22 protein-coding genes, 4 tRNA genes and 2 pseudogenes are annotated in these 24,058 nt (G+C 67.5%); 12 read left to right on the forward strand and 16 right to left on the reverse strand.

Annotation, left to right across the window (positions count from 1 at the left end):
- Positions 1 to 17: 17 nt before the first annotated feature.
- Positions 18 to 290: a DUF1876 domain-containing protein gene (locus tag G6N20_RS09805; protein WP_083052569.1), complete on the reverse strand. Its 273-nt coding sequence runs from the start codon at positions 288 to 290 to the stop codon at positions 18 to 20.
- A 104-nt stretch (positions 291 to 394) separates the two neighbouring features.
- Positions 395 to 2,746 (reverse strand): PE family protein, encoded by a 2,352-nt coding sequence (locus G6N20_RS09810; RefSeq protein WP_163662930.1) that lies wholly within the window; start codon positions 2,744 to 2,746, stop codon positions 395 to 397.
- A 283-nt stretch (positions 2,747 to 3,029) separates the two neighbouring features.
- On the opposite strand from G6N20_RS09810, the gene G6N20_RS09815 reads away from it, so the two are divergent.
- Together G6N20_RS09815 and G6N20_RS09820 are read left to right on the forward strand one after the other, a co-directional pair.
- A complete protein-coding gene (locus G6N20_RS09815) occupies positions 3,030 to 3,692 on the forward strand; it encodes a chloramphenicol phosphotransferase CPT family protein (protein ID WP_142271958.1) in 663 nt (220 codons plus the stop codon).
- A 163-nt stretch (positions 3,693 to 3,855) separates the two neighbouring features.
- Complete coding sequence (locus tag G6N20_RS09820; RefSeq protein WP_083047011.1) at positions 3,856 to 4,509, forward strand: DedA family protein; 654 nt, start codon at positions 3,856 to 3,858, stop codon at positions 4,507 to 4,509.
- A 121-nt stretch (positions 4,510 to 4,630) separates the two neighbouring features.
- Here G6N20_RS09820 and G6N20_RS09825 read toward each other — a convergent pair whose 3' ends face one another.
- From G6N20_RS09825 to G6N20_RS09845, 6 genes and pseudogenes are all read right to left on the reverse strand, one after another.
- Positions 4,631 to 5,359 (reverse strand): TetR/AcrR family transcriptional regulator, encoded by a 729-nt coding sequence (locus G6N20_RS09825; protein WP_232065477.1) that lies wholly within the window; start codon positions 5,357 to 5,359, stop codon positions 4,631 to 4,633.
- Between the two features lie 167 nt (positions 5,360 to 5,526).
- Entirely contained in the window at positions 5,527 to 7,791 is a 2,265-nt protein-coding gene (locus G6N20_RS09830; protein ID WP_408632564.1) for an ATP-binding protein, read from the reverse strand.
- A gap of 42 nt (positions 7,792 to 7,833) precedes the next feature.
- Positions 7,834 to 8,546: pseudogene (locus G6N20_RS21210) on the reverse strand (AfsR/SARP family transcriptional regulator); the annotation flags it as partial.
- A gap of 260 nt (positions 8,547 to 8,806) precedes the next feature.
- Positions 8,807 to 11,743 (reverse strand): BTAD domain-containing putative transcriptional regulator, encoded by a 2,937-nt coding sequence (locus G6N20_RS09835; RefSeq protein WP_083047008.1) that lies wholly within the window; start codon positions 11,741 to 11,743, stop codon positions 8,807 to 8,809.
- A gap of 174 nt (positions 11,744 to 11,917) precedes the next feature.
- The gene (locus G6N20_RS09840; protein ID WP_083047007.1) at positions 11,918 to 12,208 is read right to left on the reverse strand and encodes a hypothetical protein; all 291 of its coding nucleotides are present in this window, start codon (positions 12,206 to 12,208) and stop codon (positions 11,918 to 11,920) included.
- 612 nt (positions 12,209 to 12,820) lie between these two features.
- Entirely contained in the window at positions 12,821 to 13,180 is a 360-nt protein-coding gene (locus tag G6N20_RS09845; protein ID WP_083047023.1) for an Rv2640c family ArsR-like transcriptional regulator, read from the reverse strand.
- A gap of 100 nt (positions 13,181 to 13,280) precedes the next feature.
- Here G6N20_RS09845 and cadI point away from each other — a divergent pair, with 100 nt between their 5' ends.
- The 5 genes and pseudogenes from cadI to G6N20_RS09875 all read left to right on the forward strand — a co-directional run bounded on the left by cadI (position 13,281) and on the right by G6N20_RS09875 (position 16,795).
- Positions 13,281 to 13,739, forward strand: a complete 459-nt coding sequence (cadI, locus tag G6N20_RS09850; protein ID WP_083047006.1) for a cadmium-induced metalloenzyme CadI — start codon at positions 13,281 to 13,283, stop codon at positions 13,737 to 13,739.
- A gap of 123 nt (positions 13,740 to 13,862) precedes the next feature.
- Complete coding sequence (locus G6N20_RS09855) at positions 13,863 to 14,243, forward strand: ArsR/SmtB family transcription factor (RefSeq protein ID WP_083047005.1); 381 nt, start codon at positions 13,863 to 13,865, stop codon at positions 14,241 to 14,243.
- Positions 14,240 to 15,767: pseudogene (gene arsB / locus G6N20_RS09860) on the forward strand (ACR3 family arsenite efflux transporter). The gene G6N20_RS09855 and the pseudogene arsB overlap by 4 nt, the downstream one beginning before the upstream one ends.
- A 447-nt stretch (positions 15,768 to 16,214) precedes the next feature.
- The gene (locus G6N20_RS09870; protein ID WP_232065480.1) at positions 16,215 to 16,454 is read left to right on the forward strand and encodes a hypothetical protein; all 240 of its coding nucleotides are present in this window, start codon (positions 16,215 to 16,217) and stop codon (positions 16,452 to 16,454) included.
- On the forward strand, positions 16,451 to 16,795 hold the full coding sequence (locus tag G6N20_RS09875; protein WP_083047001.1) for a type II toxin-antitoxin system PemK/MazF family toxin: 345 nt from the start codon (positions 16,451 to 16,453) through the stop codon (positions 16,793 to 16,795). The genes G6N20_RS09870 and G6N20_RS09875 overlap by 4 nt, the downstream gene beginning before the upstream one ends.
- A 71-nt stretch (positions 16,796 to 16,866) precedes the next feature.
- Here G6N20_RS09875 and G6N20_RS09880 read toward each other — a convergent pair.
- A tRNA-Val gene (locus G6N20_RS09880) sits at positions 16,867 to 16,938 on the reverse strand.
- Positions 16,939 to 17,109: 171 nt separating this feature from the next.
- On the opposite strand from G6N20_RS09880, the gene G6N20_RS09885 reads away from it, so the two are divergent.
- The 4 genes from G6N20_RS09885 (at position 17,110) to G6N20_RS09900 (ending at position 17,897) form a co-directional block, all read left to right on the forward strand.
- Positions 17,110 to 17,182, forward strand: a tRNA-Gly gene (locus G6N20_RS09885).
- A gap of 28 nt (positions 17,183 to 17,210) precedes the next feature.
- Positions 17,211 to 17,281, forward strand: a tRNA-Cys gene (locus G6N20_RS09890).
- A gap of 16 nt (positions 17,282 to 17,297) precedes the next feature.
- A tRNA-Val gene (locus G6N20_RS09895) sits at positions 17,298 to 17,372 on the forward strand.
- A gap of 105 nt (positions 17,373 to 17,477) precedes the next feature.
- Positions 17,478 to 17,897, forward strand: a complete 420-nt coding sequence (locus G6N20_RS09900; RefSeq protein ID WP_083047000.1) for a hypothetical protein — start codon at positions 17,478 to 17,480, stop codon at positions 17,895 to 17,897.
- A gap of 317 nt (positions 17,898 to 18,214) precedes the next feature.
- On the opposite strand, the gene G6N20_RS09905 is transcribed toward G6N20_RS09900, so the two are convergent.
- Positions 18,215 to 18,358, reverse strand: coding sequence for a hypothetical protein (locus tag G6N20_RS09905; RefSeq protein ID WP_158084749.1), 144 nt, complete (start codon positions 18,356 to 18,358; stop codon positions 18,215 to 18,217).
- A 145-nt stretch (positions 18,359 to 18,503) separates the two neighbouring features.
- Between G6N20_RS09905 and G6N20_RS09910 the strand changes: the two genes are divergently transcribed.
- Complete coding sequence (locus G6N20_RS09910) at positions 18,504 to 19,103, forward strand: hypothetical protein (RefSeq protein WP_142271949.1); 600 nt, start codon at positions 18,504 to 18,506, stop codon at positions 19,101 to 19,103.
- Between the two features lie 553 nt (positions 19,104 to 19,656).
- Here G6N20_RS09910 and G6N20_RS22210 read toward each other — a convergent pair.
- From G6N20_RS22210 to G6N20_RS09940, 6 genes are all read right to left on the reverse strand, one after another.
- Positions 19,657 to 19,812, reverse strand: coding sequence for an HK97 family phage prohead protease (locus G6N20_RS22210; protein WP_142271956.1), 156 nt, complete (start codon positions 19,810 to 19,812; stop codon positions 19,657 to 19,659).
- A 422-nt stretch (positions 19,813 to 20,234) separates the two neighbouring features.
- Positions 20,235 to 20,621: a hypothetical protein gene (locus tag G6N20_RS09920; protein ID WP_083046998.1), complete on the reverse strand. Its 387-nt coding sequence runs from the start codon at positions 20,619 to 20,621 to the stop codon at positions 20,235 to 20,237.
- A complete protein-coding gene (locus G6N20_RS09925) occupies positions 20,621 to 20,821 on the reverse strand; it encodes a type II toxin-antitoxin system HicA family toxin (RefSeq protein ID WP_083046997.1) in 201 nt (66 codons plus the stop codon). Before G6N20_RS09925 ends, G6N20_RS09920 begins: the two co-directional genes overlap by 1 nt.
- 309 nt (positions 20,822 to 21,130) lie before the next feature.
- Positions 21,131 to 22,804, reverse strand: a complete 1,674-nt coding sequence (locus G6N20_RS09930) for a tetratricopeptide repeat protein (protein ID WP_083046996.1) — start codon at positions 22,802 to 22,804, stop codon at positions 21,131 to 21,133.
- A gap of 370 nt (positions 22,805 to 23,174) precedes the next feature.
- Positions 23,175 to 23,510, reverse strand: coding sequence for a DUF732 domain-containing protein (locus tag G6N20_RS09935; protein WP_083046995.1), 336 nt, complete (start codon positions 23,508 to 23,510; stop codon positions 23,175 to 23,177).
- A 102-nt stretch (positions 23,511 to 23,612) separates the two neighbouring features.
- Positions 23,613 to 23,924: a DUF732 domain-containing protein gene (locus G6N20_RS09940; protein WP_083046994.1), complete on the reverse strand. Its 312-nt coding sequence runs from the start codon at positions 23,922 to 23,924 to the stop codon at positions 23,613 to 23,615.
- Positions 23,925 to 24,058 lie beyond the last annotated feature (134 nt).

A 24,058-nucleotide genomic window follows, 5' to 3' on the forward strand; every position in this document is an offset into this window, starting at 1 on the left:
CGGAATCGCGTCCTGGGTCAATGGTGTAGCCGGGTGACCGGCTCGTGAGTGCTGACTTCGATGTCAGCCGATGTCAAGGCGAATAACTGATTGGCCAAGTCCGACAACGCTCGGGCGATGGCGAGTTCGTCGCCGATCTGGGCCACCGGTTCGTCGGCCGGATCCAGCCGCGCCAAACCAACGCCAACCAACGTCTTGCCCGCCCAGGAGAATCGGGCCTTGGCCCGGGTGCGCTCGTCCTGCTCTTCGATCTGCACGTCGATCTGGCATGTTTTCTCATTGGCTGTCATTGTGACCTCCTTCGGCACACGCTTACATGCCAGCATCACAAACCCGCGGCAAGTAGGGCCGGAAGTCACTTGTGCCTGGGTGCGCGATGACCCAGTCCGCCCGCTCAGGGAACGATTTGTCCTGAGGCCCCGTTGCTGCCGGGCACACCCAGCAGGCCATCGATTCCGGAGCCGCCGCCCGGCGACCCGCCCGGGCCGCCGCTGCCACCGGCACCGCCCAACGCCAAATCGCCACCCTTGCCGACCGTGCCGCCGGTCTGGGCGTTGCCGCCGTTGCCGCCGTTGCCCCCGCTGCCGCCCTGGCCGCCGTTGCCTCCGGTGCCGCCAGCGCCGGTGCCGCCGTCGGCGCCGGCCCACCCGATCAGGCCGCCGGCTCCGCCGCTGCCACCGGTGGTGCCGCCGGCGCCCCCGGCGCCGCCGTCGCCACCCTTGCCGCCGACTGCGCCGTTGTTACCGTTGCCGCCCGTGGTCCCCCCCGACATGGTGGTGGCCGCGCCACCGGCCCCGCCGTTGCCGCCGGCGCCACCGATGCCGCCGATGCCGCCGGTGCCGCCGAGGCCGCCCGCACCGCCGGCGCCACCGATGCCGATGAACGGAGAAGCCGCGCCGCCGTTGCCGCCGACACCCCCGGTGCCGCCCGCTCCGCCGTTCCCGCCGACACCGCCGATGCCACCCAGGCCGCCGGTGCCTCCAGTGGCGGCGCCGCCGCCGCTGAAGGCCGTCCCGCCGGCGCCGCCGTCACCGCCCGCGAAGCCGGCGGCGCCGGTGCCGCCGGTGCCGCCGGTCCCGCCGGCGCCGCCGGCGCCGCCATTGCCGAGGAACAGTCCGCCGTTGCCGCCGTTGCCGCCGGCGCCGCCGGTGCCGCCACTCTTGCCATCTCCGCCCGCCACCGTGCTCGCGGCACCGCCGTTACCGCCGTCGCCCCCTTTGCTGGCGCCGGCGCCGGTGTTGTTACCGAAGCCGCCCGCGCCGCCGTCACCGCCGTCACCGCCGCCGGTTCCACCGGTGGCACCGCTGCCGCCGGCACCGCCGGTCGCGGTGCCGCCATTGGAACCGTCGGTGCGGCCTTCGCCGCCGATGCCGCCCTGGCCGCCGTTGCCACCGTCGGGGCCGGCGGTGCCCCCGGCACCACCCGAACCGCCGGTGCCGTCAAAGCCGTCGGTGGACTCCCCGAGCCCACCTTTCCCGCCGGTGCCACCGATCTGGTTGGTGGTGCCGGCGTCGCCCTGATTCCCGGTGCCGCCCGTTCGATCGCCCGCGCCAGAGTTCGTGGTGCCGTCGGTGCCGGCATTGGCCGTGGTCCCCGGGGCGGGGTTGGTGCCGTTTGCCCCAGCCAGACCGGTACCACCCTGCCCACCGGCCCCGCCGGAACCGAACCAGAGGGCGTCGCCCCCGTTGCCGCCGTTGCCGGGGAGCCCGCCGAGGACGCCGGCCATGGCCGGCCCGCCCCGCCCACCGGTCCCGCCATCGCCGAACAACATGCCACCAGTGCCGCCGTTACCGCCGGCCGCGCCGGCCCCACCCTGTCCACCGCCACCACCATTGCCGATCAGCAACGGGCCCGCGCCGCCGTTCCCGCCGGGCGCCCCAACCCCACCGACACCACCAACACCACCATTGCCGACATAGCCGCCCGCCCCGCCGACGCCACCGGCGGCGCCGGGACCGCCGGCCCCTCCGAACCCGCCATTGCCGAACACGCCGCCCACCCCGCCCGCGCCACCGGGGCCGCCGGTGGTACCCATCCCGGCGGCTGCCCCGCCGGCGCCACCGGCTCCCCCGTTGCCGAACAACCCCGTGGCGCCACCGACGCCCCCCACACCCCCGACGGGGGTGACCCCCGCGGCCCCGCCGGCGCCGCCGGCCCCGCCACTACCCAGCAACCACCCGCCCTGACCACCGGCACCGCCGGGAGCGCCGGAAACCGCCAGCCCGTCCCCGCCTTTCCCGCCGGTCCCGCCGTTGCCGATCAGCCCCGCCGGGCCGCCCGCACCACCGGGCTGACCGGGCGCACCCGAACCGCCATTGCCGCCGTTGCCCAGCAGCAACCCGCCCGGCCCACCGGGTGCCCCGGTCCCGTCGGCCCCGTTGGCGCCATTGCCGATCAGTGGGCGACCGAACAACGCCTGGGCGGGGGCGTTGACCGCGGCCAGCGGATCCTGCAACGACGACGCGCTGGCGGCTTCGGCGGCGGCATACGCGCCCGCCCCGGCGGTGAGCGCCCGCACAAGCCGCTCGTGGAAGGCCGCGGCCTGCGCGCTGAGAGACTGGTATTTCTGGGCATACGACCCGAACAAGGCCGTAACCGCCGCCGACACGTCGTCGGCGGCGGGGGCCAGCACAGCCGTCGTCGACAACGCCGCCGCCGCATTGGCCGCGCTGATCATCGACCCGATCCCCGCCAACTCCGAGGCCGCCGTCGTCATCAAGTCCGGCACCGCAAACATAAACGACATCTGCGACCTCCCACGCGGGGCAATCCAATCGTCTGCCGCGAAGCGCACTCGCGGCACCAAATCCTATCCCCGCAGCGAATGCCTCGAAGGTAATTTTGGCAACCGCGTGTCGCTTTCCGATGCTGCCGGCAAATCCCAGGGTTGACGTCCCGGTTTTTGCTGACGCCGCCGCGGCCGAGGCGGCCACCGGTGTGGATCGCCGCAATTCCGCAGCAAACAGCGAAGCGAACGGGACGGATGTGCCGTGACAGCACGTATGGCCGACTCCGCCGGGCGCGCCGGGATGCCGGTGCCGGTGCGATACTCTCGGGCGGCTATGACGGGCGTGGCACGCGGTAAGCTCATCATCCTCAACGGCGGATCCAGCGCCGGCAAGACATCGGTCGCCCAGGCGTTTCAGGACCTGGCCGCGGAATGTTGGATGCATATCGGCATCGATCTGTTCTGGTTCGCGCTGCCGCCCGAGCAGCTCGATCTGGCCCGGGTGCGGCCGGAGTACTACACCTGGGAGAGCGTGGTCGAGGCCGACGGCTTGGAGTGGTTCACCGTACACCCTGGCCCTCTGTTGGACCGGGCCATGCATGCCCGCTACCGCGCCATCAGGGCATACCTGGACAACGGCATGAACGTGATCGCCGATGACGTGATCTGGAAGCGCCAGTGGCTGGTGGATGCCCTGCGAATCTTCGATGGTTGTCAGGTCTGGATGGTGGGGGTGCACGTCTCCGACGAGGAGGGCGCTCGCCGGGAGGCGGAACGCGGCGACCGCCATCCCGGGTGGAACCGGGGAAGCGCCCGCGCCGCCCATGCCGATGCCGAATACGACTTCGAGCTGGACACCACCACCACCCCCGTCCCGGTGCTGGCGCGGGAGTTGTACCGTCGCTACCGGCTCTGTCGGGAACCGCAGGCATTCCAGCGGCTGCGGCAGCGCTTCCTGCCCTGACCCCAGCGATTCAACGCCGCCGTGCCACCTGAGCTTTCGGCCTTGGGGGTTGGCGCCCTTGCCGGAAAGTGGCCCGCCGACGACGGTCGTGTTCGACGCGGCGACCTCCGCTGGGCTGGCCGCAAACGACGCGCGGTCAGCATGCTTCAGGCATGCTTGACCCATGGATGTGGAGGCCCTGCTGCAGTCGATCCCGCCGCTCGCGGTGTACCTCGTGGTGGGCGGTGTGGTCGGGATGGAGAGCCTGGGCATCCCCCTCCCCGGGGAGATCGTGCTGGTCAGCGCGGCGTTGATGTCGTCGCATCACGACCTCGCCGTCAACCCGGTCGGTGTCGGCGCCGCCGCGGTGATCGGGGCGGTCATCGGCGACTCGATCGGCTATTCGATCGGCCGCCGGTTCGGCATGCCGCTGTTCGACCGGCTGGGTCGACGATTTCCGAAACACTTTGGTCCGGGGCACGTCGCGCTCGCCCAACGAACGTTCAACCGCTGGGGTGTCCGGGCAGTGTTCTTCGGTCGCTTCATCGCGCTGCTGCGGATCCTCGCGGGGCCACTGGCGGGCGCGTTGAAGATGCCCTACCCGCGCTTCCTGGCGGCCAACGTGTCCGGTGGCATCTGCTGGGCCGGCGGCACCACCGCGTTGATCTACTTCGCCGGGATGGCCGCGGAACGCTGGCTGCAGCGCTTCTCGTGGATCGCGCTGGTGATCGCCGTCATCTGCGGCATCACCGCCGCGATACTGCTGCGTGAACGCACATCCCGCGCGATCGCCGAACTCGAGGCCGAGCACTACCGCACAACGGGCACGCCCGCCTGACTGACGGCCTGCACAAGGCGCACAGTGTCGCCGTCGTGACGTCGAGATGCGTGCGGTGAGCCGCCCGGCGATCGTCGCCCGAATTGTGGCAGCCTGCCGGGGTGAGCGACCTGCTGCCCGTCTACCCGACGGCGGACGACGCGCCCACGGCTACGGCCCGCCGATGATCGCCCGGCCGCAGCGGCGGCGCGCCATCATGGCCCGCCATCACCGGCGGCGGCCCCACCGCCAGCACCGATCGCACGGCTGCGCGAAGGTAGTCGCGCACGCGAGGCATGCCGTAACGCTGTGCCCGCGGCGCGATCCACTTCGGTAGATCGACAATGCAGGTCGCGATCAGGTCGACCGCGCCGGCATCGCGGCGATCCCACAGTCCCGTCGCTAACTGAGCCATCATGTCCGCGAGCTCACGCTGCAGAGCGTGTAGTTGATCGGCAACCTCGCGCGGCATCGGCTGACTCATCACCTCGGCGCGGCGCAGCGCCATGAGCAACGCCGACGATGCCGGATACAGCTGGGGGTAAAGCAGCGACGTCTCCGCCGCCGCATGCACCGCATCCAGTGGATCACCGGACGGGTGGCGCCAGGCGTCGTCGACCAGGCGGGTCAGCAGCTGAAGAAAGCGGCGCTCCGCGCGAATCCACGCGCGCCCAACCAGCCCCGCGCGCGAGTCGAAGGTGCGGTAGATGGCGCCGTTGGAAACGCCGCAGGCCTTGGTGAGCGCGCGGATCGTCAGCGCTTCGATCCCGTCTTGCGCGACGAGTTTTTCCGCAGCATCGAGGACATGATCGAGATCGCGCAGCCGGGGATTTGACACTGATTGCTCCTTACCTGCGGATGTGCGGCGCACGTCAACGCAACGAAATGCCCGATTTGGGATCACGGACATGCCAGACGGTGGCGGACAGGCCTTGGGAAAGCCTGCACAGATTGTGAAATGTGCTGGTAGCGGCCCGATCTATGGGTCGTGGCTGGTGCCGCGCCGCGTCGCAGCCCGGCGGGCTCGATAACCGGACGTCACCGGGCAGGGGCACCGGCTTTCGCGGGCACGGCAGCGTGCTCGTAGTGCCATTGCAGGCTGGAACGCGCCCGTCCAACGACGGCGGCAAAGCTGAGTGGCGGCGCCCGCAGCGCGTCCAGGCGGGCCGGGCCCAAACAGTCGACCAGGACATCGAGCTGGGCCGTGGTGAGGGGACACGGCTTGCCGGCGTCCACCACCGACCAGTAGAGGAAGGCGGCATCCTCGTGACCACCGAGCCGGATCAGCAACCGCGCTACGTAACGCAGGGCGAGCCACTGTTCCGTCGTATCACCGAAGCGGTCCCAGTGTTCAAGCACCGTGATGAACATCTGAGCCGCGGCCACCGGGTCGCCATACACGGCACGAATTGACGCGGCTTGCATCAACGCGCTGCCGTACACCCAGAAGTTCTGTACATCGGCGGCCAGCCGCGCCGCATCGTCGAACAGCGCCAGCGCGCGCTCCGGTTCGGATTTTCTGAGCAGGTAGCCCAGCGCAAAGTAGGCCATCGACTGCGCCGTCGGATTGCCCGTGCGCTCGGCGACGGCCACGCCTTCCTCCGCGGCGGGCACCGCGATGGCGTCGTTGCGCATGACGCCCTGGCAGATGGCGCTCACGAAATGCGCCCACCCCAGCCTGATGGGGTCGTCGTCGCGGCGGGCGCGCCCCACCTCGGCCTCCCAGTACGCCAGGGCTTTCATCGGCTGGCCCTCGAACAGTGCGACGTCGGCCAGCACGTCGGCGGGGTAGGCCACGCGGGCACTGCCCCGGCCGGGAACCCGGCCCTGCGCTAGGGCAGCCAACGATTTGGCGCGGGCAAATTCGGCGTGGGTCCAGGCGACCCGGGCGGCCGTCCCGACCACCGCGGGAAACAGCGGGTGGTCGGGGTCGGCGACCTCGATGACGCGCTCGGCCCACCCGGCCACCTCGTAGCCGATGCGCCAGCCGATCAGCTCCGGCACCGCCGCGACCAGCCGCAGCCCAAGATCGATGGTGTGCTGGTCCATCGCGTGCTCGAACGCCGCGCGCAGGTTGTCGTAGTCGGGCAGCATCCGCTCAACCCACTCCCCCTCCTGCGGACTCTGCATACCCGCCCCGGCACGCTCGGCGAGCTCGGTGAAATACGCCACATGCCGCATCGCGACCTGCCCGCTAATGCCCTTCTCCGCCAAACGCTCTCGCCCATAGGAACGCAGCGTTTCCAACAGCGAGTAGCGCGTGCGCTCACCGACGGTGCGCACCACCAGCATGGACTTGTCGACCAGACACGTCAGCAGTTCCAACGTGTCGTGCTCGCCGGCCCCGTCGGCACCGCACACCCCGTGCGCGGCCTCCAGATCGAAACCACCCGCAAATACCGAGATTCGGGCAAACAACGCTTGCTCGGGTTCGGTGAGCAAGCGGTAGGACCACGCTATCGTCTCGGCCAAACTTTGTTGGCGGGGTAAAACCCCACGCACAGCGCCCCGCAGCAGCCCCAAGTAGTCCGGACGCCGGGCCACGTCCAGGCTGCCCATCACCCGCATCCGCGCCGCCGCCAGCTCCACCCCCAGCGGCAGGCAGTCGACCCGGCGGCAAATCTCAACCACCGTACCCATCGGCTGGTCGTCCAACGTGAAGTCCGCCCGGCTAGCCCGCGCCCGGTCGACAAACAAGCGAGTGGCGTCGTCCACCCGCAGCGGCGGAACGTCGACGATCCGCTCACCCTCGATGCCCAACGGCTGCCTGCTGGTGGCCAGGACCGACACCCGCGGGCACTGCTGCACGATCTGATCGACCAACCGGGCAACGGCCTCCAGCACGTGCTCACAGTTGTCGATCACCAACAACACCTCGCGCGACCGCAAGTACTCGATCACGCTTGTCTCGATGTCCATGCCCGGCTGCTGGCGCAACCACACACTGGCCGCCACGGTGTGCACCACCGCATCCCCGTGCTCCAACGGTCCCAATTCGCAAACCCACACACCCTCGGCGAAGCGCTGCTGCTCACGCCGGGCGACCTCAAGAGCCAGCCTCGTCTTACCGACCCCACCCACCCCGGCCAGCGTCACCAGCGGCCCGGCCCGCAGCGCGTCAATGACCAACGCCACTTCCTGCTCGTGCCCCACAAAACTGGTCGCGCGCCGCGACAGCCCCGGACGCGGCCGGTCGAAGACCAGCGGGTGAGCCGGCGTCAGACCACCCCGGGCCGCCCCCACCGGCCCCGAAACCTCGACCACCTGGCACTCGGCCTCACCGGTGAGAATCTGCTGATGCACCTGGCGCAGCGCCGAACCGGGGTCGACGCCGAGCTCCTCGACCAGTTGCCGGCGAATCCGGCGGTAGGTGTCCAACGCGTCGGCCTGCCGGCCACTGCGGAACTGGGCCAACATCAACTGCCCGGCCAGGCGTTCGTCCAGCGGGTGGGCGGCCTGCGCCGCGGAGATCTCCACCAGCAATTCGGCGTGCCTGCCGACACGCAACCCGGCGTCGTTGCGATCCAGGCACACCGAAACCGCTCGGCCTGCAGGGCGGTGCGCACATCGTTGATCCACGGAGTGTCCAACGACACCAACGGCTCACCCGACCAAATCTCCAACGCCCGGTCGAACAAGCCCGCGGCCTCATACGGATCGGCGCAGGCGCGCGCCTTGGACACCACAGCCCGGAAGCGGTGCAGGTCCACCGACAGCGGATCCGCGGCAAGCAGATATCCACCCGGCTCCCGCGAAATCGCCACATCCTCGACATCAGCAAACAGACTCCGCAGCCGGGAGATATACCCCGCAAGTGAATTTCGGGCATGATGCGGCGGCCGGTCCGACCACACCCGATCAACCAGCTGATCAACCGGAATCGGGCGGTTCACATCGATCAGCAACGCCACCAGGACGCAACGCTGGCGAGCATGACCGATCTCCAGCCGCCGCCCGCCGATTCGGACCTCGACGTCGCCGAGCACACTGAACTCCACCGCCATCCAGCAAACCCTCTCCGCAGCACCGCAGCGAACGCACCTGGCGGTAGGTAGCATACGTCCAGCAGAGCGGGGCTTCGGCCATTGGCGCGTCTGCTTCCCACCAATGCATGCCGAGCCGTGGCGACAACAGGCCTGTGGTTTTTGCCTTCGGCTATTTGCCTCTCGCTCGGCGCAACCCGTATCGCCCTTCGCGGCAAGGGTGTTTCGCCGCCTGCCAGCAAGGCGTCCACCATCGGGTCAAGGATTGGTTGGGGTCGCGAGGCCAAACTGCGACCATACTGTTCGGCAGGAGCGACCGGGGGCAACCGTGGACTTCACATCGCGGCCAACTGCCCGACGAACCGCTGAAGGCTAGAGCGCGCCCGCTCGACTGCGGCAACGCCGACGGCCGACGCCTTGAAAGCGTCGAGTCGAGCTGGGCCCAGGCAGTCGGCAATGGTCTCCAGTTGGTGCGGGGTCAGCGGCGAGGGCTTGTCGGCGTTCATAAACGACCAGTAGAGGAAGGCGGCATCCTCGTGACCACCGAGCCGGATCAGCAACCGCGTAACGTAGCGCAGCGTGACCCACTGGGCGGTCCAGTCTCCGACCCGGTCCCAATGCTCAAGCACCGCGATGAACATCTGAGCCGCGGCCGCGGGATCACCGTGTACCGCACGAGTTGCCGCCGCTTCCATCAACGCGGTTCCGTAGGACCAGAAGTTTTGCACCTCCGCGGCCAGCCGCGCCGCATCGTCGAACAGCGCCAGCGCGCGCTCCGGTTCGGACTTCTTCAGCAGGTAGCCCAGCGCGAAGTAGGCCATCGACTGCGCCGTCGGATTGCCCGTGCGCTCGGCGACGGCCACGCCTTCCTCCGCGGCGGGCACCGCGACCTGGGGGGTACCGAGCACGCCGTGACAGACTGCGATGACATCGAGCGCCCACACCAGCCTGATGGGGTCGTCGTCGCGGCGGGCGCGCCCCACCTCGGCCTCCCAGTACGCCAGGGCTTTCATCGGCTGGCCCTCGAACAGTGCGACGTCGGCCAGCACGTCGGCGGGGTAGGCCACGCGGGCACTGCCCCGGCCGGGAACCCGGCCCTGCGCCAACGTCGCCAACGATCGCGCATGGGTGTAGTCACCGTGATTCCAGGCGACCCGGGCGGCCGTCCCGACCACCGCGGGAAACAGCGGGTGGTCGGGGTCGGCGACCTCGATGACGCGCTCGGCCCACCCGGCCACCTCGTAGATGCGCCAGCCGATCAGCTCCGGCACCGCCGCGACCAGCCGCAGCCCAAGATCGATGGTGTGCTGGTCCATCGCGTGCTCGAACGCCGCGCGCAGGTTGTCGTAGTCGGGCAGCATCCGCTCAACCCACTCCCCCTCCTGCGGACTCTGCATACCCGCCCCGGCACGCTCGGCGAGCTCGGTGAAATACGCCACATGCCGCATCGCGACCTGCCCGCTAATGCCCTTCTCCGCCAAACGCTCTCGCCCATAGGAACGCAGCGTTTCCAACAGCGAGTAGCGCGTGCGCTCACCGACGGTGCGCACCACCAGCATGGACTTGTCGACCAGACACGTCAGCAGTTCCAACGTGTCGTGCTCGCCGGCCCCGTCGGCACCGCACACCCCGTGCGCGGCCTCCAGATCGAAACCACCCGCAAATACCGAGATTCGGGCAAACAACGCTTGCTCGGGTTCGGTGAGCAAGCGGTAGGACCACGCTATCGTCTCGGCCAAACTTTGTTGGCGGGGTAAAACCCCACGCACAGCGCCCCGCAGCAGCCCCAAGTAGTCCGGACGCCGGGCCACGTCCAGGCTGCCCATCACCCGCATCCGCGCCGCCGCCAGCTCCACCCCCAGCGGCAGGCAGTCGACCCGGCGGCAAATCTCAACCACCGTACCCATCGGCTGGTCGTCCAACGTGAAGTCCGCCCGGCTAGCCCGCGCCCGGTCGACAAACAAGCGAGTGGCGTCGTCCACCCGCAGCGGCGGAACGTCGACGATCCGCTCACCCTCGATGCCCAACGGCTGCCTGCTGGTGGCCAGGACCGACACCCGCGGGCACTGCTGCACGATCTGATCGACCAACCGGGCAACGGCCTCCAGCACGTGCTCACAGTTGTCGATCACCAACAACACCTCGCGCGACCGCAAGTACTCGATCACGCTTGTCTCGATGTCCATGCCCGGCTGCTGGCGCAACCACACACTGGCCGCCACGGTGTGCACCACCGCATCCCCGTGCTCCAACGGTCCCAATTCGCAAACCCACACACCCTCGGCGAAGCGCTGCTGCTCACGCCGGGCGACCTCAAGAGCCAGCCTCGTCTTACCGACCCCACCCACCCCGGCCAGCGTCACCAGCGGCCCGGCCCGCAGCGCGTCAATGACCAACGCCACTTCCTGCTCGTGCCCCACAAAACTGGTCGCGCGCCGCGACAGCCCCGGACGCGGCCGGTCGAAGACCAGCGGGTGAGCCGGCGTCAGACCACCCCGGGCCGCCCCCACCGGCCCCGAAACCTCGACCACCTGGCACTCGGCCTCACCGGTGAGAATCTGCTGATGCACCTGGCGCAGCGCCGAACCGGGGTCGACGCCGAGCTCCTCGACCAGTTGCCGGCGAATCCGGCGGTAGGTGTCCAACGCGTCGGCCTGCCGGCCACTGCGGAACTGGGCCAACATCAACTGCCCGGCCAGGCGTTCGTCCAGCGGGTGGGCGGCCTGCGCCGCGGAGATCTCCACCAGCAATTCGGCGTGCCTGCCGACACGCAACCCGGCGTCGTTGCGATCCAGGCACACCGAAAACCGCTCGGCCTGCAGGGCGGTGCGCACATCGTTGATCCACGGAGTGTCCAACGACACCAACGGCTCACCCGACCAAATCTCCAACGCCCGGTCGAACAAGCCCGCGGCCTCATACGGATCGGCGCAGGCGCGCGCCTTGGACACCACAGCCCGGAAGCGGTGCAGGTCCACCGACAGCGGATCCGCGGCAAGCAGATATCCACCCGGCTCCCGCGAAATCGCCACATCCTCGACATCAGCAAACAGACTCCGCAGCCGGGAGATATACCCCGCAAGTGAATTTCGGGCATGATGCGGCGGCCGGTCCGACCACACCCGATCAACCAGCTGATCAACCGGAATCGGGCGGTTCACATCGATCAGCAACGCCACCAGGACGCAACGCTGGCGAGCATGACCGATCTCCAGCCGCCGCCCGCCGATTCGGACCTCGACGTCGCCGAGCACACTGAACTCCACCGCCATCCAGCAAACCCTCTCCGCAGCACCGCAGCGAACGCACCTGGCGGTAGGTAGCATACGTCCAGCAGAGCGGGGCTTCGGCCATTGGCGCGTCCCCGCCAAATGCGACGGCGCCGCGTCAGTGCGCGAGCCTCCAATCACGGTGAACCACGAGCAATTCGGGACTCGCCACCGCCGCTACGCGTAGGGCAGCGTGGCGGCGCCGTGGGTCGCGGATGCGTCTTCGATCACGGCACGGAATTTCCTTTGCAGCGTAGCGGTGTCGGCTGCCACGGGCCGATCGCAAAAACGACAATGTGCTTGAAATTGCGGTTGGTCGTCTTCCTGCGGCCAGAAACGCCGGGGGCCAACCTGGGCTCCAGGGTCGTATTGGACGGCCTGATGCGGCACCTCTTTGAGGATCCTGCCCACGGGATGGCTCTGCGGGCATTCGAGTTTCAAGTAGCCGATTCCTTCGTTGTTGCTCATCGTTTCGTCGCCCCTATGTGTGTTGTCGGACAGATCAGGATCAAGCCAGAAGGTATGCCATCGGGCCGGGGAACGCCGACACGCGGGACCGATTTGGGCGGCGCCAGCAAGCACGACCGTAGGCCGGGCCGGGTTGGTGGCACACCGATGTTCCTCGCAATACCGTTGCGGGTCACCGTCGTTGGCATAAGATGGTGGTCGACTTCGCGGCCGTGCCGCTATCCCGTTCCCGGATACACGTTGGCATGGCTGGGCAGGCTTGCCAGCGATGGCATGGGGCCGGCTTCTTGTTGGAACAGGGCCGTCGCGGCGTTTTGCCCGTTGGCGCCGGCAACGAGGTCGGGTGGGCGGGCAGCCCTCAACCGAACGTGGCGGCCACGCCGATGCGACGCGCGCAGGTGCGCTTTCGTAGACGTTTCCCTATCCGCGTCATGAAACCAACACACCAGCGGGGCGAATCAGGCTCGGCGCCCACAAACCACATTCAAAAGAGCTGCAGCCCTGGCATTTTCGCTAGTCGTCGGGACATTACACCGCGATGCTGTGGACCTTGAGGGAGGCCAGAGCTGTGATCCGGCCCGCCGCCGGCTTGGCACCCACGTCCCGGGTAATTCAGGTGCACAGGTTGGGGCTGAGCACCGCACACAGCGCTTGCAGGGCCACCGGGTTTACCCGGTGGAAGACGTTCATGCCGCGGCGGTCGGAAATGACCAGGCCGGCCCTGCGCAGCTGGGCCAGGTGATGGCTGACGGTGCCGTCACTGAGGTGCAGCGCCGCGGCCAGCTCCCCGCTGATCGCCTCCCCGTCCGAGGAGCTGAACAAGTGGGACATGATCTTGACCCGGGCCGGGTCGGCCAGGGCCTTGAGCCGCAGCGCCACCGCCAGGGCGTCGTCGTCGCTCATGGGTCCGGCGGCCACCGGGGCGCAGCACACCGGAGCGGAGATGTCGATCACGGGCAACGTCTTGGGCATGGATCCACCCTGCCACATCTCTTGACATATATCAAAAAGGTGGGGACACTGGGCGACGGCGCCACTTTGATATAAGTCAAACTAGTGGGAGGAGTTCCCGATGTCCCGAGTCCAGCTCGCGCTTAACGTCGATGATCTGGATGCCGCAATCACGTTCTACTCCAGGTTGTTCAACACCGAACCGGCCAAGCGCAAGCCGGGGTACGCCAACTTCGCGATCGCCGATCCGCCGCTGAAGCTGGTGCTGTTGGAAAACCCCGGCTCCGGGGGCACCCTCAACCATCTCGGCGTGGAGGTCGGCTCCAGCGACACCGTGCACGCCGAGATCGCCCGGTTGACAGCGGCCGGGCTATTCACCGAGGAGGAGATCGGCACGACGTGTTGTTTTGCCACCCAGGACAAGGTATGGGTCACCGGCCCCGGCGGTGAACGCTGGGAGGTCTATACCGTGCTGGCCGACTCGGACACCTTCGGCACCGGCCCCGGACACAGCGGCAACGGTGACGGCGAATCCGCGGTGTGCTGCGCGAGTCAGTCCGCCGTGCCCGCGCGCGGTTGACGGCCGAGCAGGGCGGGGCATCCCCAGCGGGTGCCCCACCCCTTGTCGTGGTGCTCCCATGCGGAGATGCCCTTCGATCGGTCCACGCTTGCGCTCGGATTCGATGACTGTCAATATCGATCTATGTCGAATCCGATCCCACACCCAGATCTGGCGTACTGCGCGGCGGCGCCGTTGGTGCGCGAACCGCTCAACGCCCGGGCCGCGGCCGAATTGGCGGCCCGTTTCAAGGCGTTGGCCGACCCGGTGCGACTGCAGCTGCTGAGCTCGGTGGCCAGTCACGCCGGCGGCGAGGCCTGCGTTTGCGACATCTCCGCCGGAGTCGAGGTGAGCCAGCCGACGATATCGCATCACCTCAAGGTGCTGCGTGACGCGGGTTTACTCACCTCGCAGCGCCGCGGCTCGTGGGTGTATTACGCCGTGGTTCCCGAGGCGCTGAGCGCGCTGTCGATGCTGCTTGATGCTTCTGCCGATGCCGCGCCCATGGCCGGGGTGGGCGCATGACGGATACCCTCGCCCGCGGCACCGCACCGGCGGTGGCGGGCAAGCTGTCTACCCTCGACCGGTTCTTGCCGGTGTGGATCGGGTTGGCGATGGCCGCCGGGCTGCTGCTGGGTCGATGGATCCCCGGACTGCATGCCGCCATGGAAAAGGTTCAGATTGACGGCATTTCGTTGCCGATCGCGCTGGGCTTGCTGATCATGATGTATCCGGTGTTGGCCAAGGTGCGCTACGACCGCCTCGACACCGTGACCGGTGACCGCAAGCTGCTGATCGGCTCGCTGCTGCTGAACTGGGTGCTGGGCCCGGCGTTGATGTTCGCGCTGGCGTGGCTGTTGCTGCCGGATCTGCCGGCGTACCGCACCGGCCTGATCATCGTGGGGTTGGCGCGCTGCATCGCCATGGTGATCATCTGGAACGACCTGGCCTGCGGGGATCGCGAAGCCGCCGCCGTGCTCGTGGCGTTGAACTCGCTCTTCCAGGTGGCCATGTTCGCCGTGCTCGGCTGGTTCTACCTGTCGGTGCTCCCGGGTTGGCTGGATCTCGAGCAGACCACCATCTCCACCTCCGCGTGGCAGATCGCCAAATCGGTGCTGATCTTCCTCGGCATCCCTCTGCTGGCCGGATACCTGTCGCGACGGATCGGGGAAAAGACCAAGGGCCGCAGCTGGTATGAAGCCCGCTTTTTGCCCAAGGTGGGCCCGTGGGCGCTCTATGGGCTGCTGTTCACCATCGTGATTCTGTTTGCGCTGCAAGGGGATCAGATCACCAACCGGCCGCTGGATGTGGCGCGCATCGCGCTGCCGCTGCTGGCCTACTTCGCCATCATGTGGGTCGGCGGTTACCTGCTGGGAGCGGCCCTGCGACTGGGGTATCAGCGCACCACCACGTTGGCGTTCACCGCCGCCAGCAACAACTTCGAGCTGGCCATCGCGGTGGCCATCGCCACCTACGGCGCATCCTCTGGCCAAGCCCTGGCCGGCGTCGTCGGACCCCTGATCGAAGTACCGGTGCTGGTGGGGTTGGTCTATGTGTCGCTGGCGCTGCGCAGCCGGCTTCCCGGTGCGCGTTTTCGGCGGCGGGTGCCCGCCAATGCCTGACAAACCCAGCGTCTTGTTCGTCTGCGTTCACAACGCCGGCCGGTCGCAGATGGCCGCAGCACTGGTCGCGCATCTGGCCGGTGATCGCATCGAAGTCCGTTCCGCCGGAACCGAACCCGCCGACCAGGTCAACCCGGAGGCCGTGGCGGCGATGGCCGAACTGGGCATCGACATCACTGCCAATGCACCCACCGTGCTCACCGGTGAGCAGGTTCAAGCGAGCGACGTCGTCATCACCATGGGCTGCGGCGACACCTGCCCCTATTTCCCCGGGGTCAGCTACCGCGATTGGACACTGCCCGACCCTGCCGGCCAACCCCTCGACACCGTGCGCGTCATCCGCGACGATATCGCCACCCGCGTGCGCGCGCTGATCGCCGAACTGTTGGCCGAACCGGTCACTACTTCGGATCGCGCGGATCACTAGTCCGGAAGGCGGGACGGGCAGCGCCGGGGACAAGTGGGGGTCTTGGGACATCGCACCCGGCGCGGCCCATGCGGGCGCGGCGCAACAGCAGGGCGCCTGGCTGATCCTGTCGCCGACGATGGGGATGACGGCTGGGTTGGCGACGGGCTCCAGGCGCCCGACCTAACCGGACATGCGCGGGACAGACAGAATCCGCCATCGCGTTTCGGCGCGGTGTCCGTTCGGCTCGGAGCTAATGGTCCGGCTGTAATCATCCAGCAGCCTTCCGCGTGAAGCGGAAATTATTGCGGGACAAGCCCGATCGTACTGGTCAGACCGAACGAGCTGGATCAGCAACCAGACGAATTCAACGCCCGACACGGTGATCGACAATTGCGCAGGGTCGGCGGTAAACGGCAATGTTTACAGATTAGTTTACGCGACTGTATCATGGATTCCATGTTGCGAGTGAGCGATGAGACCCGCGAGCGGGTGCTACGGATCGGCCGCGAGGAGTTTGGTGGTGCGTCGGCCGACGAGACCGTGCGACGGCTCATCGACGAACACTGGCAGGCGAAAGCCATCGCCGCGATGCGCCGCTATCGCGAGACCGATCCACAAGGCTGGGCGCAGTATCTTGCCGAGGCCGAGGAGCTGGCGAGTGCCGAGGCGCCGATCACTGACGAGTGGGCAGGCGACCACGGGTGAGGCGGCACCCGCTGATCGAGCCCGGACAAGTATGGTTCGTCGACTTCGATCCCGTGCGCGGCCGGGAGCAGGGCAAAGACCGACCGGCCCTGGTGGTTTCGTCACGCTTCCACCTCGACTTGACCGCAAATCAGCTCGTCAGTGTGCTGCCGTTGACCAGCGTCGAACGTCCCGGCTGGGTCCATCGGGTACGCGTAGGGTCGGATCCGGGCTGGGTGATCACCGAACAGGTTCGTACGGTCTCGGCCAATCGATTCCGGCGGTACGCACCCGAAATCACGCTCTCAGCAGATGAACTGAACGACGTGCGTCGGGTGCTGGCGCAGATGCTGATCGGGTAAGCGGTCGCGCCACCGCGACCTCTGGGGTTATCAGCCCGGCTGGCGCCATCGCCAACTCGCAACCTTTCGCGTGGTCCCGGCTGGGATCGAACCAGCGACCTTCCGCGTGTGAAGCGGACGCTCTTCCACTGAGCCACGGGACCCGCGCCGAGAGGCGAACGAGGTCGAAGACTAGCACGCGGCGCGCCTTCGCAGAACGCGCGAGCAGGGCAACCGATCGCTGAAGCGCCCCAAAAGACCAAGAAATTTGTGTGTGCCCGCTCACGTGGACTATCGTCGTGCTTCGCACCGGGCGACGATCTCGTCCGTTGCGCGCGGATGTAGCGCAGTTGGTAGCGCATCACCTTGCCAAGGTGAGGGTCGCGGGTTCGAATCCCGTCATCCGCTCGAAGGTGCAAGTGGCATCAATCCCCGCGGTGGAGTGGCCGAGTGGTGAGGCAACGGCCTGCAAAGCCGTGCACACGGGTTCGATTCCCGTCTCCACCTCCTGATTCAACCCCCAGCGCGATTAGCTCAGCGGGAGAGCGCTTCCCTGACACGGAAGAGGTCACTGGTTCAATCCCAGTATCGCGCACCAGAGTTGTTGCAGGTCAAGCCCGATTTTACCGGGCCTTCACCATCTTCGCGCAATAAACGCGCAATCGTGCCGCCGTTGGGTACGCCCCACGGAGGAGTTTGCTAAATGACCACCACGCCCCGCGAACCCCTGTTCTGCGCCCACACCGACGCAGACGGCGACCCGGCCCGCTGCGGATGCCGCCACACGGCGCCCGAGCGCCCGGCCGACCCGGAGTGGGCGGCGTTGGAGCTGCTAGTCCGGCTGACACCCGATCTCCTCGGCCGCGACTGGCCCACCCGCGAAACATTGCAGGGGTTCGCCGCCCTGCTGTCCGCCGAGGACGCGTTCGCCGGCATGTCCTGGCACGACGCCCGCCACGCCGCGGCGGCGATCCTGTGCGACGCCACCAACCGCGGCCACCCGGCCGGGTTCCTGCGCGGCCGGGCCGATCGGGCACTCGCCGGCAGCGACGCCATCACCTGGGACGACCCGGCCGCGACGGCCCGCGCGTTCACCGTCACCGCAACCCTGCTGGTGCTATGAGCCGGGACATCAGGGCCGTGCTGCGGGTGGCGCCCGACGCTGGCGACGCCGGGGGCGACGACAGCGGGCTGGCCGCGTCGGAGAGGTGAGAGTTGTACATGCGCGGCGCTGGCCGCTCAAATCGCATCATCAGCGAGACGCTCGGCGCGAGATCGCCAAGATCCGCGCCGAGGACGTCGACCCGATGGCCCGCACGCTGCGGGTCACCGGCAGGGGCACGTCACCGCGACGCTGCCCCTGCACCCGCCGCTCATCGAAGCGGCCAAGGGCATGCCCCGGCGCGGTTGGTGGTTCCCCGGCAACCCACGTCGGCCCGGTCAGCCGATCCGGTCTCGCGGTGTCGCCGACGTCACCGACCAGGCGATGGTCCGCGCGGCATCCCCGGCGGCACCGCCCACCGACTTCAGCACTGGTACGAAACCAAACTGGTGGCCGACGGCACCGACCTGCGGACCGCTCATACCCTGCTGCGCCACGCCAACCTCAACACGACAGCGATCTACATACAGGTGTCGACCCCAACCGAGTCGAGGCGATTGACCGGCTCAAGCTGCCCGAGTAGCCCCTCTGTGCGGACGAATTCTGAAAATCTTCAGAATGGGGTGCGTGGTGATTGATCCCAAGGATGCGTTTGTACACGTCATCTATGACCACCGATATCTGTCACTTGCTGGCGCCGGCTGGGCCTTGTATGGGCCCGACGGCACCGACAAGGCACAGGAGCGGGCTAATGCCGTGCTCCCCGGGATTGGCGCAATCCTCCAGGACAGTGTTTTACTCCATGCTCGTGCGCTGATCGAGTTCTACACCAAGGGATCCGCGGGGCGGAGCACAGATATCACGCTGTGGAAATTTGACAGACTTGCCATCGACAACGACAGGCTGAGCGAGTTGGAGCGTTATAAGAAGCCCGTAGAGGTACACGTCCTTCACCTCACTGAATGGAGAGATTCTACGCATCGCAAAGGCAATGACACACACACACGGCCGGATTGGAATGCCGATAACACCCGGCTCGTCCAGCTGTTGCTGGACGCTTTACAGGATGCCAGCAACCAAGCGAGCACGACTGGAAGCAAGTGGAAACAGCCATTCAGTGACCTCCATACCGCAGCCACCAACTTGCTGGCTGACCCCACGTTCAGTTGGCCTCACAACCTCACCGAAGGGCCCGGCTTGAACGCCTACCTCGCTCAGCTCCTTTGACCCTGGCCAGGCGAGTTTCTGGCCCTTGGGGCTCACAGCGGCACCACACATACGGCGTGACCCGAACTGCCTAGTACCGGCACCGACGCCGGATCCGCTGGTTGTTGTCATAGCTATCGGTTCTTCGAATTCGGTTGTGGTACAACAACATTCATTCGTATAAAGTCCCTTGTGTTCCAATGAGTTTGGGGGTGGAAAAGCGGTGGGTATATCAGCGGACAGCGGAGCGTCCGCTAAGCCAGCAAACACAAACAGAATGGGACCATCGGGTATAGTTCCAAACATCTGAATTGTGTTGCGGCCCAGGGTCCGTACATTTGGCTCAGACCCCGTACGCACCGCGGGGGCAGCGAAGGTGCCCTCTAAGCGGTGCCTCAAAAACGTTGTGTGCCCGGGCCCGCAACAACTTTGGATGGGTGATTCTTGTTGTATTGCAGTGCGTTTCGGATGCGCCGGGTTGCGGTAGGTCTAGCTCGGGCTTCGTGCACATGGCCGTCTTGGCTTCACCTCACCCCGGAGTGTGAGGACTTGACGGCCCCCCGACGCCCCCTGTTCATGCGACGAGCACTTCCGTGATTCGGGCGTTCGAGTAGGCGGGCTCGCGGCAGACGCTGACTTCGAGGAGGTGGGCGCCGCGGACGGTTCGGAGTGGATAGCCCTCTGGGGTGGCTGACCAGTCGTCGAAGACGGCACCGCCGGCGAAGCCGATTGAGAGTGAGAACTATTGGCCTCGCAGCCAGCGGATAGCCCACATCTGCCGGTCTACGGTGTCGATGCTGGCTTCGATGGTGAGGCCGGCGGTCTTGTGTCGGATTTCGATGACCCGAGTGAGGTTGTTTCGTCGTGTTCGATACGGAAGGGCACGCTGGGCGGTAGCGGGGTGAACGAGTCGCGGTCGAACTGCTCGATCGCGAGGACGGTGCCGGCGACCATGACTGGGGTTGAAGGCGGTCCATAAGGGACAGCGACGCCGCGGATTCGGCCCGGGTTTGTGGTTGGATACTGACGCTGCGGATGATGCAGGGGTGGGCGGTGACGGTGGAGAACCGGAACGTGTTGGCGTCGGTCCCGAGTAACGCTTCTACCCTGGCGGTTGTCCCGGTCAGGCAATGCAACGTTGGAGCCCCTCAGCTAGGAGGCGTTGGCAACCTGGCTCACGCGCTGCGGTGAGATACCGATTAGTGCTGCGGTGTCACGCATCGGAATGCCCTCGTGGGTGAGCTGTTTGGCGTATTGCCGCACCGCCTCCGCCGCATCGGACGCGGCCTGTTCTGCCCTTCGCCGCAGATTCGCAACATGGTGCGCGGCGCCCAGGATCTCGCCGACGCCAGGCACCACGATGCTCACCACATGCACCCCGACCTCGGTTAGGGGCGTGTCGGTGCTGACGGCGATAAGGCTACGCGCCATGTCTTCGATTTCATCGACGCGGCGGGCCTGGGTGAGTCCGTCGATTTCGGGGACATTGATCATCCACCAGCGACCGTCGCGGGTGACCTCAACTCTAAATTCGTGCATCACTTCCCCTTGCTGTCGTCGATGGCCTTGTTGATCTTGCGAACCACGCCGGGGCTGATGGTTCGGTGGCTGTCTGGGACCGCCACCCAGGCGCCAGACGGATGGATCCACTTCGAGTGGCGTCCGTCCGTGCTGGTGCGGACGAATCCCGCCTCCTTGAGCCGCTTCGTCACCGACCGGGTAGGTTCCTCTTTGACCACAAAAATAGTCTATTGTGCTAGACAATTTCTAGTCTAGTTGGATAGCCAAAATAAGCTGCGGGTAAGCCCGGCCATTTGCACAGGGCGCCCGGCGATCGCCTCACAGCGCCGTTACCCACGCGGATTCACTATCGGTAGCGCCGGCCGCTTGTCACACCTGCGCCATGGCCCCTGCCCGCTAACCCGTCATGTTCCGCCAGGTCACATTCGGCCACATCGAAGCGCCCGCCCTCGCGGGCCGCGTGGATCGTGCTGCGGCGCAGTGGCTTTGATCTTCGCGGGCTTGAGTGGTGGCGACCACGGCCACCGTCACCCGTCACAGCACGACGAGACGTCGAGCCGGCATGCGCAGGACGCGCGAATAGGCACGTCGGCACGCGCGGCGGCCAGCGCGAGCTGCTGGCCGATGATGGTGGCTTCGGCGCTGCGTCCGAGCCGCTGCAAGCATTCGTGATACCCATGCAGGCTCCACACGTTCCCGGGGTGCTGACAGGGCCTGGCCAACGTGTGGTCCAGTCCGAGGTCGGCGGCATATACGGCCGCGGCCTCTTCGACGTGGCCCTGTTCGAGCAGCAACGCGCCGTACGCGTGCCGGGTGGGCTGCATCCAGCCCCACGGCTCGTCGTAGGGCAACCCGTCGTCAAGCTCGACCGCGCGCCTCAGATGGGCGAACGCCTCGTCGAAACGCCCTTCGCGGTAGGCGATCTCACCGTCGAGCAGGGCGGCGGCGACGGCAAGGATGTCCCGGCAGGTGTTGTTGAACAGCCACCGGGACTCCGGTACCCGCTGGTATGCCTCGGTGAACGCGGCGCGCGCGGCGCGCGCCCGGGCGAGTTGGCCGGTGGCGGCCAACGCCACTGCGCGCCCGTAGTGAATCGTTGCCGTGGTGGTGCAGTAGAGCCCTTGGTCGTCCGGCAGTGGTTGCGCGATCAGCTCGGCCCACCGGCCGAACCGCACCAGCACGTGGGTGCGCAGCGGCACGAACGCCTCCAGCCAGTCGGCCATCGGTGGGGACTCGATCGACAGCAGCTCGGCGGTCAACTGACCGGCAAGCTCGTCGGCAGCGCGCAACGCGATCTGCGATTGTCCTTCGAACATCGCCGAATACACCACGAAGTGCAGGTCGTGCGCACGGTACAGCGAGTAGAAGTTCAGCGGGCCACGCCGCCTGACGAAGCGCCGATCGGCTTGCACCGCAGCAATATTGGCAACCACCGCGCTGCGGTAGTCACCACAGAGCACGTCGATGTGGCTCGGCATGTGCTGCAGGTGCCCGGCGTCGGGCACCAAGCCGCGCAACAAGTCCGCCGCGGGTAGGGCCTGCTCCGGGGCCGCCGACATCTCCATGGTGTGCAGATAGAGGTGCAGGATCCCTGGGTGTTGACGGCCCTCGGGTGTGGCGAGCGCGTCTTCGAGGATTCGCTTGGCCTCGAGCACCCGCGAGCCCGCGGCCGGCTCGCCGGTGGCGGTGTCCCACAGCGCCCACGCCGTGACGTTGACCAGCGCATCGGCGGCCAATGCTTGCACGTCAAGATCTGCCGGATGGGCGGCGGCCAGCGCGGTCATCGCGTCGGCGTAGGCGGCGCAACCGGCGTGCAGCGCATCGGTGTCGTGCGGGTCGCCGGTGGGAAAGCGGGCCCGCAGCGCGACGATGAGGCCGCGCTCGACCGGACTGGCCCGACCCCGAGCGGCCAGTTGAAGCTCCATGCGCGCGCGGGCCAGCGACGCGCTCAACTCGATCGGGTCGAATGCCTGCCACGCCTTGTTGTAGTTGGGCCCAACCGAATAGGCGATTCCCCAACGCGCAATCGCCAGGCCAGGGTCAAGTTCCAGGGCCCGCTCGAAGCAGCCGATCGCCTCTTCGTGGTTGAAGGCATACGCCCACACCAGTCCGCGGTCGAACCAGATCTGTGCTTGTGGGGCAGGGGTTTCGACCGGCCGATGATAGGAGCCGAGATCGAAGTACCGCTCGCCGGCAGCCATGCTGGCACCCTAGTCCCCCATCCTGCCGCGCTGAAGACGATTCGACGGTTTACGCTGGGGCGCCGCCAGCCCGGGTCCGATGTTGGCACCGACGTGGTCGAGGTCGTGGGCAAGGAACGTTGGTGTTGGCGCCCGGATTCCAGCGGCGCGGTAGCGGTGCGCACGCATTTCCGGAGGCTCCGCTCTGGTACTCGACCCGGCTGACCGACAAAAAGCGCCGGCCAAGGGTTTTGCACGTGACTATCGCATCCGACATCGCTTTCGAAAACGGCCCACGACCTCCCGCAGGGACTGGTCGTGACCGGTGCGACGACCCGCCCGCCCGCCGGGACGCCCGCGTACCGACGCAGAGCTGACACCCGGGCCGGGGTCAGCCGCCTCCACTCGGGGCCGGGGCCCGACGTTCGCCGGTCAGATACTTGGGGCAGTAGGCGGCGGCCGCGAGTGCCGTGAAAGCGGCGGCGCCGGTCCCGCGGAATGCCGGGTTGCGGTTCTGCAGTTCGGTAACGATCTGCGTGGTCGTCATCCGCTGACCGGCCAACTGGCAGACCGATTTGGCTGCCACGATCGCGCGATCCGGATCCCGATAGGTGATACCGGCCGCCCGCAGTTCGGCCAGGAATTGGTCATCGTTGGAATCGGGGAATGCCGGTGCGGCCGTTCCGATCGCCGCGACGATGCTTGTCAAAACCAGCAGCCACTTCACATCCGTTTGATCTTCCCAGAGAGGCCGACCACCCGGTGTGAACCGGGCATGAACGTCGAATGACACCCCGGCACGGCGCCCAGGACGACACCGCCGCTGACGTTAGGAGCCGCCGCCCTTCAGCACCTTCGGACAGTAAATGTGGGCCGCGATCGCGGTGAATGTGGCGGCGCTCTCACCCAGCAGCCCAGGGTTGGCGGTTTGGACGTCCTTGACGACGTCGGCCGCCGGCTTACCCTGGGCGACCGCCTGACACACCGATCGTCCGGCCGCTATGGCCAGGGTCGCGTCCGGATAGGTGAGGCCGGCCGCTCGGAGGGAGACCAGGAATTCGTCGTCGCTGCGATCGGCGTAGGCCGGCGCGGCCAGGCCAATCGCGACGGCAATGCCTGCCAGCACCAGTAGCAGTCTCATAACCGGCTGATTGTCCCAAACCGACGTCGACCGCGCATCTCGCCGGACGAACCAGGGCGGCACCGTCAGCGACCTTGCGTGCCAGCACCCGACCGGCCCCGGCGATCCCTCCGACAGCCAACCCCTCCCCTCCG

Origin of the sequence: Mycobacterium shinjukuense (assembly GCF_010730055.1) — a bacterium.
Lineage (GTDB): Bacteria > Actinomycetota > Actinomycetes > Mycobacteriales > Mycobacteriaceae > Mycobacterium > Mycobacterium shinjukuense.

Coding starts and splice junctions, on each gene's coding strand:
- G6N20_RS09805 (WP_083052569.1), bottom strand. CDS start 290: ATGACAGCCAATGAGAAAACATGCCAGATCGACGTGCAGATCGAAGAG.
- G6N20_RS09810 (WP_163662930.1), bottom strand. CDS start 2,746: ATGTCGTTTATGTTTGCGGTGCCGGACTTGATGACGACGGCGGCCTCG.
- G6N20_RS09815 (WP_142271958.1), top strand. CDS start 3,030: ATGCCGGTGCCGGTGCGATACTCTCGGGCGGCTATGACGGGCGTGGCA.
- G6N20_RS09820 (WP_083047011.1), top strand. CDS start 3,856: ATGGATGTGGAGGCCCTGCTGCAGTCGATCCCGCCGCTCGCGGTGTAC.
- G6N20_RS09835 (WP_083047008.1), bottom strand. CDS start 11,743: ATGGCGGTGGAGTTCAGTGTGCTCGGCGACGTCGAGGTCCGAATCGGC.
- G6N20_RS09840 (WP_083047007.1), bottom strand. CDS start 12,208: ATGAGCAACAACGAAGGAATCGGCTACTTGAAACTCGAATGCCCGCAG.
- G6N20_RS09845 (WP_083047023.1), bottom strand. CDS start 13,180: ATGCCCAAGACGTTGCCCGTGATCGACATCTCCGCTCCGGTGTGCTGC.
- cadI (WP_083047006.1), top strand. CDS start 13,281: ATGTCCCGAGTCCAGCTCGCGCTTAACGTCGATGATCTGGATGCCGCA.
- G6N20_RS09855 (WP_083047005.1), top strand. CDS start 13,863: ATGTCGAATCCGATCCCACACCCAGATCTGGCGTACTGCGCGGCGGCG.
- G6N20_RS09900 (WP_083047000.1), top strand. CDS start 17,478: ATGACCACCACGCCCCGCGAACCCCTGTTCTGCGCCCACACCGACGCA.
- G6N20_RS09905 (WP_158084749.1), bottom strand. CDS start 18,358: ATGAGCGGTCCGCAGGTCGGTGCCGTCGGCCACCAGTTTGGTTTCGTA.
- G6N20_RS09920 (WP_083046998.1), bottom strand. CDS start 20,621: ATGCACGAATTTAGAGTTGAGGTCACCCGCGACGGTCGCTGGTGGATG.
- G6N20_RS09930 (WP_083046996.1), bottom strand. CDS start 22,804: ATGGCTGCCGGCGAGCGGTACTTCGATCTCGGCTCCTATCATCGGCCG.
- G6N20_RS09940 (WP_083046994.1), bottom strand. CDS start 23,924: ATGAGACTGCTACTGGTGCTGGCAGGCATTGCCGTCGCGATTGGCCTG.